Origin of the sequence: Spirillospora sp. NPDC029432, from assembly GCF_040703975.1 — a bacterium.
Lineage (GTDB): Bacteria > Actinomycetota > Actinomycetes > Streptosporangiales > Streptosporangiaceae > Spirillospora.
Window position 1 is genome coordinate 1 of record NZ_JBEZWH010000117.1, and the last position, 13,848, is coordinate 13,848.

At 73.8% G+C, this 13,848-nt stretch carries 8 protein-coding genes; 5 read left to right on the forward strand and 3 right to left on the reverse strand.

What is annotated here, in order from left to right; genetic code table 11:
- Positions 1-6,663 (reverse strand): beta-ketoacyl synthase N-terminal-like domain-containing protein (locus AB0881_RS40510; protein ID WP_366626095.1); only part of this gene is annotated, 6,663 nt, incomplete at its 3' end.
- Positions 6,664-7,167: 504 nt separating this feature from the next.
- Between AB0881_RS40510 and AB0881_RS40515 the strand changes: the two genes are divergently transcribed.
- The 3 genes from AB0881_RS40515 to AB0881_RS40525 all read left to right on the forward strand — a co-directional run bounded on the left by AB0881_RS40515 (position 7,168) and on the right by AB0881_RS40525 (position 10,024).
- Positions 7,168-8,277, forward strand: a complete 1,110-nt coding sequence (locus tag AB0881_RS40515; RefSeq protein ID WP_366626097.1) for a ferritin-like domain-containing protein — start codon at positions 7,168-7,170, stop codon at positions 8,275-8,277.
- A 61-nt stretch (positions 8,278-8,338) separates the two neighbouring features.
- Positions 8,339-9,643 carry a wax ester/triacylglycerol synthase domain-containing protein gene (locus AB0881_RS40520; protein ID WP_366626098.1) on the forward strand — a complete coding sequence of 435 codons (1,305 nt, stop codon included), beginning with the start codon at positions 8,339-8,341 and terminating at the stop codon, positions 9,641-9,643.
- A gap of 165 nt (positions 9,644-9,808) precedes the next feature.
- The gene (locus AB0881_RS40525; RefSeq protein ID WP_366626099.1) at positions 9,809-10,024 is read left to right on the forward strand and encodes a hypothetical protein; all 216 of its coding nucleotides are present in this window, start codon (positions 9,809-9,811) and stop codon (positions 10,022-10,024) included.
- An 18-nt stretch (positions 10,025-10,042) separates the two neighbouring features.
- Here the strand turns inward: AB0881_RS40525 and AB0881_RS40530 are convergent, their stop codons facing one another.
- The gene (locus AB0881_RS40530) at positions 10,043-10,789 is read right to left on the reverse strand and encodes a DNA alkylation repair protein (protein ID WP_366626101.1); all 747 of its coding nucleotides are present in this window, start codon (positions 10,787-10,789) and stop codon (positions 10,043-10,045) included.
- A gap of 38 nt (positions 10,790-10,827) precedes the next feature.
- On the reverse strand, positions 10,828-11,682 hold the full coding sequence (locus AB0881_RS40535) for a YwqG family protein (protein ID WP_366626102.1): 855 nt from the start codon (positions 11,680-11,682) through the stop codon (positions 10,828-10,830).
- Positions 11,683-11,846: 164 nt separating this feature from the next.
- Here AB0881_RS40535 and AB0881_RS40540 point away from each other — a divergent pair, with 164 nt between their 5' ends.
- A complete protein-coding gene (locus tag AB0881_RS40540; protein WP_366626104.1) occupies positions 11,847-12,818 on the forward strand; it encodes an NAD(P)-dependent alcohol dehydrogenase in 972 nt (323 codons plus the stop codon).
- A 96-nt stretch (positions 12,819-12,914) separates the two neighbouring features.
- Positions 12,915-13,766, forward strand: coding sequence for an SAM-dependent methyltransferase (locus AB0881_RS40545; RefSeq protein ID WP_366626105.1), 852 nt, complete (start codon positions 12,915-12,917; stop codon positions 13,764-13,766).
- The last annotated feature ends 82 nt before the right edge of the window (positions 13,767-13,848 follow it).

Consider the following 13,848-nt stretch of genomic DNA (forward strand, 5'->3'; position numbering starts at 1 on the left):
CTGGAGAGCGTCCACGCGGCCGAGCAGCGCCAGGTGGCGGGCGCCGCGGGCGGCCAGGTGCCGGGCCGTGGCCGCGCCCAGGCCGCCGAGCCCGCCGGTGATCAGGTACGTGCGGTCCGGGCGCGGGGCCGGCAGGGCGTCGGCGGCCGGCGGCTCCAGGGGGACGGGCTCGCCGAAGGTCACCACGATCTTGCCGACGTGACGGGAGTGCTGGAGCCGGGTGAAGGCCTCCTGGATGCGCGCGGCCGGGAAGGTCTGGAACGGCAGCGGCCGGTAGACGCCGGCCTGGACGGCCTCGGCGACGTCCTGCATGCCGATGCTGGAGTCGGCGCCGGTCATGCGCTCCTGGACGACGTTCACCGCGAAGAAATTGAGGTTGTCGTCGAACCGCCCCAGGGGCAGCAGGCTGTCCTCCAGGAAGTCGCGCTTGCCGATCTCGATGAAGCGGCCGTAGGGCTTGAGGATCTCCACCCCGCGCCGCAGGGCCTCCCCGGCCAGGGAGTTGAGGACGACGTCCACGCCCTCGCCGCCGGTGAGGTCCATGACCTGCTCGGCGAACTCCAGGGAGCGCGAGTCCAGCACGTCCCGGATGCCGAGGGCCCTCAGCATCTCGCGCTTGGCGGGCGTCCCGGCGGTGGCGATGACCCTGGCGCCGACGTGGCGGGCGTACTGGAGCGCGGCGAGCCCGACGCCGCCGGCCGCGCTGTGCACCAGCAGCGTCTCGCCGGCGCGCAGCCGGGCCCGGTGGTGGAGGCTCTGGTGGGCGGTGAGGGACACCAGCGGCAGGGTCGCCGCCTCGGCGAACGTCATGGTGTCGGGCATCCGGTAGAGGTTCTTGGTGGCCGCGGTGGTGTGCGAGGCCAGGCAGCCCTGCGCGCCGCCCGCGACCCGGTCGCCGGGGGCGAACCCGCTGACGCCGTCGCCCACGGCGACGACGGTGCCGGCGACGTCGATGCCGAGGTTCAGGGCGGCGGCCCCGCGCTCCATCTCTAGCGGCGGCATGATGCCCAGCGCGACCAGGACGTCGCGGTAGTTCAGTCCGACCGCCTCGACCTTGACGACCACCTGGCCGGGCCCCGGCACGGGCGCCGGGGCCGGTTTCCAGCCGAGGCGGTAGCGGTTGCCCTGGTCGTGGACGTCCAGCGCGTAGCAGCCCGAACCGGACGGCCGCGTCGCCGCCGGGATCGGGTCGGCCCGCAGGACGAAGCGTCCCGGGCCCGTCAGGACGACCTCGTCCTCCGGGGAGCCCGCCATCATCTCGGCCAGCGTCTGCTCGGCCAGCCGCCGCACCGGCGGGGCCACCGGATCGGCGGGCGCGACGGCGATGCGCCTCACCTGGATGCCGGGGTGCTCGGTTGCCAGGGCGCGGGCGGCGCCCCAGGCGGCGGCGCGGGCGCCGGGCATCGCGGGCGGGTGGCGGTAGTCGTCCGCGGTGGCGGTGCACAGCAGCCAGACCCGCACCGCGGGGCCGTCCGGGTGCGCGGCCGGGGCCGGGCCGGTGCCGTCCGGCCGTTCCGTGGCGCGGGCGATCGCCTGCAGGGCGGTCAGGTGGAACAGCGCCCGCCGGGTCTGGTCGCCGGGCGGGCCCGCCGCGCGGCCGGTGCTGAGCAGCACCACGTCGAGCGGCTCGCCGTGGCCGGCCATCGCCTCCCGCCAGGCCGCGGCCCAGGCGTCGGCGTCGGCGGCGGGCGGCACGATGTGCGGCCGGCCGCCGGACGCGCCGGTGAGCGCCTCGGCCAGCGCCCGGGCGTACTCGGCCGTCCAGTCGCCGGCGGGCGCGCCCGGGGACTCGGCCGCGGACGCACCGGCCTCCGTCAGATCGGCGATCACGATGCGTCCGCCGGCCAGTTCGCCGGAGGCGGCGGTGACCGGCGGCGCGGCGGGCCGGTCGCGGGGCGCCCGCGCGGCCAGCAGCACCGAGAAGTCGCTGCGCCAGGGATCGCCGGGGTCACCGGTCTGGACGGTGCCGGTGAAGCCGCACTCCTCCAGGACCGGGCTCCAGTCCTCGTACGGCAGGATGGGATGGTCGGGGCGCAGGTCGGTGTCGGTGTTGCCCCAGAACGAGGTCAGCAGCCCGAAGATCGCGGTCATGCTCTCCTGGTGGTGCGCCTCCAGCGCCACCAGCTGGCCGCCGTCGGCGAGGAGCGCGGCGACCCGCCGCAGCGTGGCCCTGAGGTCGTCGGTCGCGTGCAGCACGTTGGCGGCGATGACCAGGTCGTACGAGCCGGGGTCGAAGTCCTGCGCGGCCGGGTCCCGGTTGAGGTCGAGCGGGCGGTAGTCGAGGAGGTCATGGTCGGCGAAGCGCTGCCGGGCCCGGGGGAAGAAGGCCGTGGAGATGTCGGTGTAGGTGTAGCGGACGCGTTCGGGCGGCAGCACGTCCAGCAGCAGGGCGGTGGTGCCGCCGGTGCCCGCGCCGACCTCCAGGACGCGCAGCGGCCGGTCGGCGGGGAAGCGGGCGGCCGCCTCGGCGACCAGCTCCCGGACGACCCGGTTGTGGTGCTGCATGACGGGCGTGCCGTTGTACGCGCGCTCGGCCAGGGCGTCGGCGTCGGAGAACATCAGCTCCATCGCGTCGCAGTCGCCGCGGAGCACGTCGGCGAGGCGGCGGCCGCACACGGCCACGACCTGGCAGAGCACGCCCTCGGCCGGGTACCTGGTGATCGCCTCCTGGAGGATCGGCTCGGGGGCCGGCTCGGCGGTGATCGTCCAGCGGTCGCCGTCCCGGGCCAGGAGGCCGTGCCGGGCCGCCGCCCGCAGCAGGTTCCTCAGCAGCTTGGTGTAGACGGGCTGCGCGCCCGCGGCGAGCAGGTCGGCGAGGCGGAAGGACGTCCCCGCCGCGGCGGTTCCGGCCGGGGCCTCGGGCGGGGACAGGATCCGCCGTACGGCGGCCACGGTGAAGTGCGCCGACAGCCGGCACAGGATCGACTGCGACTCGGCGTGGGCGGAACCGGCGTGCCAGGCGTCGCTGAGCCGCCGGATCGGCTCGGCGCGGGCGGCCAGCAGGACGGCCGGGGCGGGCAGCGGGCTGGGTTCCGGCGGGGCCGGGTCGCCGGGGAGCGGGGCCGCGCGCAGCACCTCGCCGATCCGCACCGGGTCGGGCAGGCGGGCGCTGCCGAAACGCTCCAGCACCACTCCCCGCAGTTCCAGCGCCACCGCGCCGTCGCCGTCCAGCATGGCCACGTCCAGCACCGCCTGCTGGAACGTCACCTCGCGCACCCGCACGTGCACCAGGCCGCTGTCCGGGACGGGAGTCCAGCAGCGGACGGTCGCCACGGACTTGGGCAGGTACGCGACCGTCCCCTGGGCGGCGCTCATCACCGCGGGCAGGCATGCCTGGATCGCGCAGTCGAGGACGGTGGGGTGCACCACGTGGCCGGGACGCGGCTCGACCGCTATCGCGTACTCGGCCAGCACCTCGTCGCCGCCGTGGTGCAGCTCGACGAGCGGCCGGAAGGCCGGGCCGTAGGGCAGGCCCACCTTGGCGAAGTCGGCGTAGTGCCGGTCGACGGGCACCGCGTGCGGCAGCCGCGCCCGCAGCGCCGGGACGTCCACCGCCGCCGGCCGGGGCCGCAGCAGCTTGCGGACCTGCCCGCGGACGTGGTCGGACCAGTCGGAGTGCGCGCCGGCGCGGGCCGCGATGACGATCGACCCGGCGCGGTTGATGGCGGTGTGCAGCCGCAGGTCCATGGCCGGGTCGTCGAACGGCAGGGTCAGCGCGCGGATGATGGCCATCCGGTCGATCTGCACCGGCGCGCCGTGGACCTGCTCCCCCGCCGCCAGCGCCATGTCGATGAACGCGGCGGTCGGCATGACGATCGCCTCGCCGACCCTGTGGTCCTTGAGGTAGGCCAGCGGCGCGTGGTCGATCCGCCGGGACCACTGCGGGTCCGGGCTCGCGTGCCGCGCCCCCAGGAGCGGATGCGGCTCGGCTCCCGGACCGTCCGCCGCGGCGTCCCCGCCGCTGCGCTCCAGCCACCAGCTCGGGTCGCCGTTCCAGTGCCGGTCCCGCTGCCACGGGTACGCGGGCAGGTCGACGACCCGGCCCGGGCGGGGGAACACCCGGTCCCAGTCCAGCCGCGCTCCCGCCGCCACCGCGGTCGCGGCCGCGGTGTCGAGCGCCGCCGCTCCGGCGCCGGTGCGCGACAGCGTCCCGGTGACCACGGCCTGCCCGGTCCCGGTGTCCGGGGCGGTGACGGTGCGCCGCACGTACCCGGACAGGACGGGATGGGGCCCGATCTCCACCAGGACGTCGCAGCCGAGGCCCGCCGGCGTCCCTGCGGGCTCTTCGGCACCGGCGTCGCCGGTCAGGACGGCGACGGCCTCGGTGAAGCGCACGGGCTCGCGGATGTTCCGCCACCAGTAGAGGGCGTCGAGCCGCAGGTCGCCGGCCTCCCGGCCGGTGACCGTGGAGACCAGCGGGATGCGGCCGGGGGCGGCGTCCAGGCCGTCCAGGGCCTTGAGCAGGTCCTGCCGGACCGGGTCCAGCGCCGGGCTGTGGAAGGCGTAGTCCAGCCCCAGATCCCGGAAGAAGACCCCCTCCTCCTTCAGGGCCGCGCCCAGCCCGGCCAGTGCCTCGGCGCAGCCGGCGAGGGTGACGTCCCGGGGGCTGTTGACGCCCGCGACGGTGAGCAGCTTCGACAGGTGCTCCTCGCTCAGCCGCCGCTCGGCGTCGGCGGAGGCGAGCCCGACGGCGGCCATCCGGCCGGCGCCCGCGGTGACGGCCTGGGCCGCGCTGCGTTCGGCGATCACCCGGCAGGCCGCCGCGCGGTCCAGGATCCCGGCGCAGTAGGCGGCGGCGACCTCGCCGACGCTGTGCCCGGTGACCGCGGCGGGGCGCACGCCGCGGGCGGCCAGTGCCGCCACCACCCCGGCCTGGACGGCGAACAGCATCGGCTGGGCGACCTCCGTACGGTCCCAGCGGGCCGGGTCGGGGGCGGCCATCTCGGCCAGCACCGACCAGCCCAGCCGCGGCTCCAGCTCGGCGTCGACGGCGGCCACCTCGGCGGCGAACGCGGGGTCGGCGGGCAGCAGCTCCCGGCCCATCCCGGCCCACTGCGAGCCGTTGCCGCTGAACACGAAGCCGACCTTGCCGCGGGCGGTCCCGGCCGCCGTCGCGCCCCCGGCGACCTCCTCGCCGCGGGCCAGGGCCGCGAGCTTCCGCGCCGCCTCCGGGGCGCCGCCGGCGAGCACCGCCATGCGGTGCGGGTGGCGGCCGCGGCGCCGCGTGGCGGTGTAGGCGGTGTCGTAGAACTCCTCGTCGGGGGTCCGGTGCAGCCGTTCGGCCCAGTCCCGGGCCGCGTCGGCCAGCGCCCGCGGCGACCGCGCCGACACCAGCAGCGGCAGCGTTCCGGGCCGCCCGCCCGAGCGCGGCGCGGGCACCGGCCCGGCGGGCCCGGGTTCGGGGACGGCCAGGACGACGTGCCCGTTGGCGCCGCCGAAACCGAAGGAGTTGACCCCGGCGATCCGGCGCTCGGCGGCGGGCAGCGGCCGCGGTTCGGTCACCGGGTCCAGGCCGAGCGCGCCGAAGTCGACGTCCGGGTTGGGCCGGTCGAGGTGCAGGGTCGCCGGGATATGCCCGTGCCGCAGCACCAGCAGGGCCTTCAGCACCCCGGCGATCCCCGCGCCCGCCTCCATGTGCCCGATGTTGGACTTGATCGAGCCGATCGGGAGCGGCGCCCCGGTCCGGCGGCGGCCCAGCGTCTCGCCGATGGCCCGGCACTCGATCGGGTCGCCGACCGGCGTGCCGGTCCCGTGCGCCTCGACGTAGCAGACCTCGTCGGCGCCGATCCCCGCGGCGGTGTAGACGCGCTCCAGCAGCGCGGCCTGCGCGGCCGCCCCGGGGACGGTCAGGCCGCTGGTACGGCCGTCGGCGTTGATGTCACTGGCCAGGACGACCCCGTGCACGCGGTCGCCGTCGCGCAGCGCCGCCGCGTACGGCTTGAGCACCAGCACGCCCGCGCCCTCGGCCCGCACGAACCCGTCGGCGCCCGCCGAGAACGGCCGGCAGCGGCCGGAGGGCGACCCCATCGCCGCCGCGGAGAAGCCGATGTACCCGGCCGGGCCCACGATGAGGTTGACGGCGCCGGCCAGCGCCAGCGAGCTGCGCCCGTTCCGCAGCACCTCGCACGCCTGGTGGATCGCCGTCAGCGACGACGCGCACGCCGTGTCGAGCGCGTACGAGGGGCCGCCCAGATCGAAGAGGTAGGAGAGCCGGTTCGCCGCGTTGCACGGCGCGGTGCCCGACACCGAGTACGCGTTGAGCGTCCGCAGCCGCTGCGTCTGCAGGGCCTCGAAATCATGGGTCGACAGGCCCATGATCACCGCCGTGTCGCCGCCCGCGAGGGTCTCCGGCTCGATCGCGGCGTCGTCCAGGGCCTCGACCGCGCACTCCAGCAGCACCCGGTGCTGCGGGTCGAGCCGGGACGCCTCCTTGGGCGAGATCCCGAAGAAGTCCGCGTCGAACAGCGATATGTCCTCTTCCAGGAATCCGCCGTCATCGGTGTAGGCCTTCCCCACCCGCCCTTTCTCGGGATCCAGGATCGCTTCGCTGTCGAACCGGTCGGCGGGCACCTTCCCGACCAGGTCCCTGCCTTCCCGCAGGGCCTGCCACAGCCCGTCCAGCGAAGTGATCCCGCCCGGCAGCCGGAGGCCGACCCCCACCACCGCGATAGCGTCCTGAGGCAGTTCCCGGGCTACGGCGCTGTTCTTACCTGCCATGGTCGCTTCTCCTCCGTCTTGGAGTCTGCCGTCACCCCGCTGGACGGCAGGGAACGCCGGGCTGGACGAGCGCAGGAGTGATCCCGCACGGCGGCCGTACCGCCGGCCCCGCCCGATCGCGATACGCACAGTAGCGACTTGCTACTTTCGGTGAGATTGCTCGTGCGGCGGCACTGGACTGGCCGGACGGGCACGCAACCATGGCCCGCACGGGACGCGGCCAAAAGTCGTTGCAGGTCACCGCCTTTCCAGCCACTCCCCCACCTCCGGCCGGCCAACGAATCGGCCCACGAAATGAGGGAGCGGCCATCGCGTGACCGCGCACCACAGAACCCTCACCATCGAGTCGCTAACTCACGGTGCGTTGATAACTACTCTTAGTCGCGACCGTGCCGGCGCCGGAGCGCGCACCATCACCACTATTCGCGGCGATCCGCGTGGAGGTTGCCCGTGAGTTCCCACGACCTCTATTCGACCCCCGTTCCGACGGACACCTGGAACGTCCCGATGGCCGGGGACACGCGCTTCACCTGGGAGTACGACGGCGGCCGCGACCGGCTGCTGAACCTGTACCAGAAGGGCAAGGACAAGCAGTGGGACGCCCAGAAGCGCATCGACTGGGACCTGGAGATCGATCCCAACAACGTCGCCCAGCTCCCCGAGCAGTTCAACCCGCTGTTCGGCTCCGACATCTGGGAGAAGATGACCCAGAAGGAACGCGACGAGTTCTGGCGACACCAGGGCTCATGGATGTTCAGCCAGTTCCTGCACGGTGAGCAGGGCGCGCTGAACGTGTCGGCGCGGATCGTGCAGAGCGTCCCGGACCTGGACTCCAAGTTCTACGCCGCCACCCAGACCATGGACGAGGCGCGCCACGTCGAGCTGTACACCAGGTTCGTGCACGAGAAGATCGGGATGTACTACCCGATCAACCAGGACCTGGCCAAGCTACTCGCCGAATCCCTGGAGGACAGCCGCTGGGACCTGCCCTACCTCGGCATGCAGGTCCTCATCGAGGGGCTGGCGCTGGCGGCGTTCGGGCTCTACCGCGACATGTCCCAGAACGCCCTCGTCAAGCAGCTCCTCGCCTACGTCATGCAGGACGAGGCCCGCCACGTCGCGTTCGGCCGGCTCGCGCTCAAGGACCACTACGCCGCACTCACCTCCCGGGAACGCGCCGAACGCGAGGAGTTCGTCGTCGAAGGCTGCTACCTGATGCGCGACCGGTTCAAGGGCCGCGAGATCTTCGAGCGGCTCGGGCTGCCGGTCGGCGCCTGCATGGACTACGTCGAGCACTCCGACTCGTTCAAGCTCTACCAGTCGCTGCTCTTCAGCCGCATCGTTCCGTGCGTGCGCGACATCGGGCTGTGGGGGGACAAGGTGCAGGCCGCGTACGCCGACATGGGCGTGCTCGACAACGCCAAGTCCGACCTCGAGGTCCTGATGCGCCAGGACGAGGAGATCGCGGAGCGGATCGACGAGGAGCGGTACGAGCGGGAGCTGGCCGCGCGCAAGCAGGAGGTCGACGAGGCCATCGCGCTGGGCGGCGCGCCTGAGTGAACGCCCGGAGGTCTCGTGAACCGGACGACCCCGCCCAACCCTCACCCCATCGGAGGCCCATGTGGCGCGCAGGCTCCCCGCACTCCCCAAGAACGGCGGCCCTCCCCCGCCCGCCGAGCCGGACCGGCGCGGCGAGCGCGGTGGACGCCGGCTGTCCCCGCTGGACATGGCGTTCTGGTCGCTGACCGCGCCGCCGGCGCCCGACCTGCTGACGTTCGGGTTCTGGGCGCGGATCGAGGGGAGCCCGCCGGCGCTCAACGAGTTCATCGGCACCGTCCGCGGGCGGCTGGCGCCGCTGGAGATCCTGCGCTACTCGTTGGCGCCGTCCGGCGGCCGCCCGCAGTGGATCGGCCTGCCGGGCTTCGATCCGGCGGAGCACGTGTCCGCCGTGGTCGCCGCCCCCGGAGAATCCGGGCTCCGGGCACGGCTCGCCGAGCTGCTCGGCCAGAGCCTTCCCCTGTGCGGGCGGCCACCCTGGCGGATCGACCTCGTCGAGGGCTACAGCGAGGACGAGTTCACCGTCCTGGTGCGCACCCACCATGCGCTCATGGACGGGATCTCGAACGCCCACCTCCTCCAGAGACTGCTCGATCGCGACGGCGCGCAGCCGCCTCACGCGGGCGGCACGGCGCCCACGCTGCGCCCGGTCACGGGCAAGGAACGGCTCGCCGCCGCCGGCGCGTCACTCCCCTCCATCGGCAGATCGTCGCTCGCCGGACCTCTGGACCAGGGCCGCCACCTGACCTGGGCGACGCTCCCCCGGGCGGCGATGGAACGGGCCCGGAGCCGGGGCGCCACGCTCAACGACGTCTACCTGGCGCTCGTCGCCGGCGCGCTGTCCAGGACGTGCGGCCCGGACGCGGCGCGCGCCGTCCGGCACATCTCCGTTCCCAGCGACGTGCGGGTGCCCGGCGCCCTCGTGCGGCTGGGGAACGGCGCCTCGCCGTTCCGGATCGTGCCGCCGCTGGGACGGCACCGCCTCGACGAGCGGATCCGGATGGTGAGCGAACGTACCGGCCACGCCAAACGCGGCGGCTTCGCCGCGGCCGGAGTGGCGAACAGCGCCATGGCCGCCGCCCGCGGCAAGCGGTTCCTCGCACCGGTCGCGCGCTACGTGATGGGCGGCGCCTACGCCGACCTGATCTGCTCCAACACCCCGATCCCGCCCGGCACGCACACCTGGCACGGCCGCGCGGTGCTCGGGATCTACGGCACGACAGTGCTGTCCCCGTCCACCGGCCTGGGGCTCATGCTCCACGGCCACGGCCCCGACGTCACGGTCTCCGTCTACGCCGACTCCCGCCGCGCCCGGTTCGCCGACCGCCTCGCCGGCGCCATCACGGAGGAGGCGGCCGCACTGCCCTGAGACCGCCGGACCGGGCTCCATCGCATTCCGCGGAAATTCATCGAGGGGGTGGTACGGGACACAGGCAGTACCCGAACGCGCACGGCCGGGAACCGCCATGAGCGGAAACCCCTGCCGCGCGCAATGGCCTCACTTCCGAAGCGAACACCCACGGAAAGGAACGCAGTGAAGAAGATACTCGCCCTCGCCATCTCGTCACTCGTCGCGGCCGTTCTCCTGGGCGGCGCGCCCGCTCACGCCGCCGCGCCCACCTCGCCCTCTTCGCTTTCCTCGGCCCAGGTCGCCTCCGACTGGTACGACAGCGACGAGGACGGCTTCTGGGACTGGTGGGAGAAGTTCTGGTTCGGCGACGAAGACGACGACGACTGGTTCGACCGGTAGCCCGCCCCGCTCATCGCGTCACCGCCTACCTCGTCCCGCCCCGCGGGACCGGTAGGCGGTCGCGAGCGGCTCGGCGGTTTCCGCCGGGAGGTGGCGCACGGCTTCGCGGAAGGTCACGCCGGAGACGCGGGACGTGCGAGGGGCCAGCCAGGAGCCGACCCAGGCCGGGTCCTTCTTGGACAGCTCCCGCAGCACCCAGCCCAGGGCCTTGCGGATGAAGAAGTCGCGTTCCTCGATCAGGGCGTCACCGTACCGGGAGACGCGCTCCAGGTCAGGGCTCCCGGTACGGACGCCGGGGAGCAGCGCCAGCAGCGCCGAGCGACGGATCCACATGTACGGATCGGCGGACCAGGCGTCGAGGGTCGCGGCGAGGGGAGGGAAGCGCAGGACCAGCCGGCCGGCGACCTTCTCCGCGAGTCCGTCCACGTAGACCCAGCTCGCGGAGTCGCGGATCAGGCGTTCGGCGGCGGCCAGGTCGGCGGGTTCCAGGAGCCGGGTTCCGCGGACCAGCACTTCGATGGCCGCCATACGGGTCTCGTGGACGGGGCGGCCGTCCTCGGTCACGTCCCAGAGCGAGTCCGCGAGCGCCAGGACCTCATCGCGCGTCCGGGCGGACGAGCGGCACGTCTCGCGAACGACCCGGACCGGCACGCCGTAATGGACGAGGTCGCTCTTGAGGTAGCGGCGCTCGTACTCCGCGCGTTCCGCGTCGCCCTGGTCGCGCAGGACCGCGCGGATGCGGGCGGTCTCATCGGCGGTGTCCATGGGCGCAGCGTACCGATCACCCGCCGTGCCCGGCCCGTTCACGTGTCCTGGCGGAGGAGCCGCGCCCGGTCGAACCGGCGGGCGGCCAGGTCGTCGGCGGTGATGAACCAGTAGAGGTAGTTGGTGTCCCCGCACCACAGGCCGGTCTCGTAGTCGGGCATGAACTGGAGCAGCAGCCGCCAGCGGGCGATCTCGCGGCGCAGTTCGGGCCCGCTCCGCTCGGCGCCGGCGAACACCACGTACCTGGCCAGGTCCTCCTCGACCGGCGACTGCGGCGCGAAGGGGTGGCCGCCGAGCTGCCGCGCGGCGCGGCCCCACAGATCCAGCTCGTCGTCGAACCCGTCGTCGTAGAGCGCCCGGCTGGCGGCCTCGTCGGGCTCGCCGTACCGGGCGTGCCAGGCGTCCAGGTCGTCGGGGTACTGAGGCGCGGTCCAGATGACCGACGCGGTGAGCGGCTCGGCCGGCACCCGGTGGCGCAGCTCCGCCGGAGCCTCGCGGAGGCTGGTCGGGGTGCCCTCCGGGACGTAGACGACCCGGTGGGCGCCGCGGCTTTCGGGACCGTCGTCGCCGATATAGGGGGCGGTGCTCTCGCACAGCTGCCCGTCGAAGAGGAAGAAGAGCAGCCGCCCCGAGTCCGGGAGCGCGAGTTCGCCGGCCGGCAGCGCGGCGCAGTCGAGGCTCAGCCACAGCGACAGGGGGCCGTACCCCTCCCAGGCGGGCCAGGGCATGTCCGGCGGCAGCTCCGCGTCCCCGCCGAGGTGGCCGGCGACCGCGTCGTCACCGGTCGCGTGCGCCAGCCGCACGGCCGGCTTCAGCAGGCCGGTCCACTGCTCCACGACTCCGGCGGGCAGATGCTCGCGGGCGATGCCGACGAGCTGATCTTTGGAGGACATGCGCCGATTATGCAGGGATGGGAGCGGCACCGGCGTCCAGAGCCGGTCACGGGCCGGTGATCGCCCGGACCGGGGTGCGACAATCGGCCCGGCCACCGCGAGGCCGGGGCCGCTCGGCTCGAACGGTCACCGCGAGCGCACGGAATGTCGAGGTCGGCGCGTCCATGAAGGCAGCGGTTCACCACAGGTACGGCCCGCCGGACGTGGTCCGCGTCGCCGAGGTCGATCGGCCCGCGGCCGGGGACGGCGACGTCCTGGTGAGGGTCCACGCGACGACGGTCAACCGGACGGACTGCGCCTACCGGGCGGCCAGGCCCTTCTTCGTCAGGGCGGCCACCGGCCTCACCCGTCCAAGGCGCGCGGTGCTCGGCACCGAGTTCGCGGGCGTGGTGGAGGCGGTCGGCGCCGGCGTGACGGCGTTCGCCGCCGGAGACCGGGTGTTCGGGTACAACGAGGGCGCGTTCGGTACGCACGCCGAGTACCTGGCGGTGCCCGCGGGCGGCATGATCGCCGCCATCCCGGCGGGGGTGTCCTTCGCCGAGGCCGCGCCCGGCACCGAGGGGGCGCATTACGCGCTCTCCTTCATCAGGGCGAGCCGCGTCCGGGCCGGGCAGGACGTCCTCGTGTACGGGGCGACGGGCGCGATCGGCTCGGCGGCCGTCCAGCTGCTCAAGGATCTCGGTGTCACGGTGACCGCGGTGTGCGACACGGCGAACCTGGAGCTGGTTCGGGGACTGGGCGCCGACCGGGTCGTCGATTACACGGCCGAGGACTTCACCCGGGACGCGCGAACCTACGACGCGGTGTTCGACGCGGTCGGCAAGAGCACGTTCGGCCGCTGCAAGAGGCTGCTGAAGCCCCGCGGGAAGTACCTGTCCTCCGACCTCGGCCCCTGGTGGCAGAACCTGCTGCTGCCGCCGGCAACGCGCCTGCTCGGCGGCAGGAGGGTCGTGTTCCCGTTCCCCGTGCACGGGCAGGAGGTGGTGCGGCACCTCGGCGACCTGATCGGGTCGGGGCGGTTCCGGCCGGTCGTCGACCGGCGGTACCCGCTGGACGAGATCGTGGCCGCCCACCGCCATGCGGAGAGCGGCCGGAAGGTCGGCAACATCGTCATCGACGTCGTACCGCCGGCCTGATTCCCTGCGGCCAGATATGCGTAGATCGCGCGTTTATCGGGCGGGCGGAGTACCGTTTCCGGGAAATGGTTGATCTTCACGTACGGGGAGAACGCGGTGACCGATAGTAAAGTCCCATCGCCGGCCGGAATTCCGGACGACGTGCCCACCTCGGCCCGCGCCTACGGATGGCTTCTCGGCGGCAAGGACAACTATGAGGTGGACCGGCGGTTCATCAAGGCGCAGCTCGAGCACTTCCCGGCGGGCCTCGACATCACCCGGCAGAACCGGCTCTTCCTTTACCGCGCCGTCCGCCATCTGACGCTGGAGGCGGGGATCCGGCAGTTCATCGACATGGGCTGCGGGCTCCCGACGGACAACAACGTCCACCAGGTCGCGCAGGGGCTCGTCCCGGACGCGCGGGTCGTGTACGTCGACATCGACCCCGTCGTCCTGGCGCACGGCCGCGCGCTGCTGGCCGACAACGCCACCACCACCGTCATCAACGCGGACATGCGCGACCAGGAGGAGATCCTGGAGCACGAGGACGTGCGGCGGCTCATCGACTTCGACGAGCCGGTGGGCGTGCTGTTCCTGTCCGTGGGGCACCACCTGCCCGACGAGTTCGAGCCGCGCCGCGTCCTCACGACCATTCTCGACCGGAGCGCGCCCGGGAGCCATCTGACGTTCTCCCAGGTCGTCTGCGAGGACCCGGAGGAGGGCGCGCTGATGACCGAGCGGGTCACCGCCGCGGGCATTCCCTGGCAGACCCGTACGCCCGCTGAGGTCGACCGGCTCTTCGACGGGCTGGAGCCGGTGGAGCCGGGCCTGGTGAACCTGGCGGAATGGCGTCCCATGGACCTGCAGCCGCCGCTTCCCCCGGTCCCCGCGGAGATCGCCCAGTACGAGGGGGCCTCCAAGACCAACCCGAAGGTGTACGAGTACGGCGGCGTCCTCCGGAAGCCCTGACCCGTACGTCAGGCGCGGTGCGCGGGCTCGGCCGGGCCGAGCGCCGCGGCGGGCGCGCGCCGGCGGCGCTGCCGGCGGCGAT

Coding starts and splice junctions, on each gene's coding strand:
- AB0881_RS40530 (WP_366626101.1), bottom strand. CDS start 10,789: ATGGACACCGCCGATGAGACCGCCCGCATCCGCGCGGTCCTGCGCGAC.
- AB0881_RS40535 (WP_366626102.1), bottom strand. CDS start 11,682: ATGTCCTCCAAAGATCAGCTCGTCGGCATCGCCCGCGAGCATCTGCCC.
- AB0881_RS40540 (WP_366626104.1), top strand. CDS start 11,847: ATGAAGGCAGCGGTTCACCACAGGTACGGCCCGCCGGACGTGGTCCGC.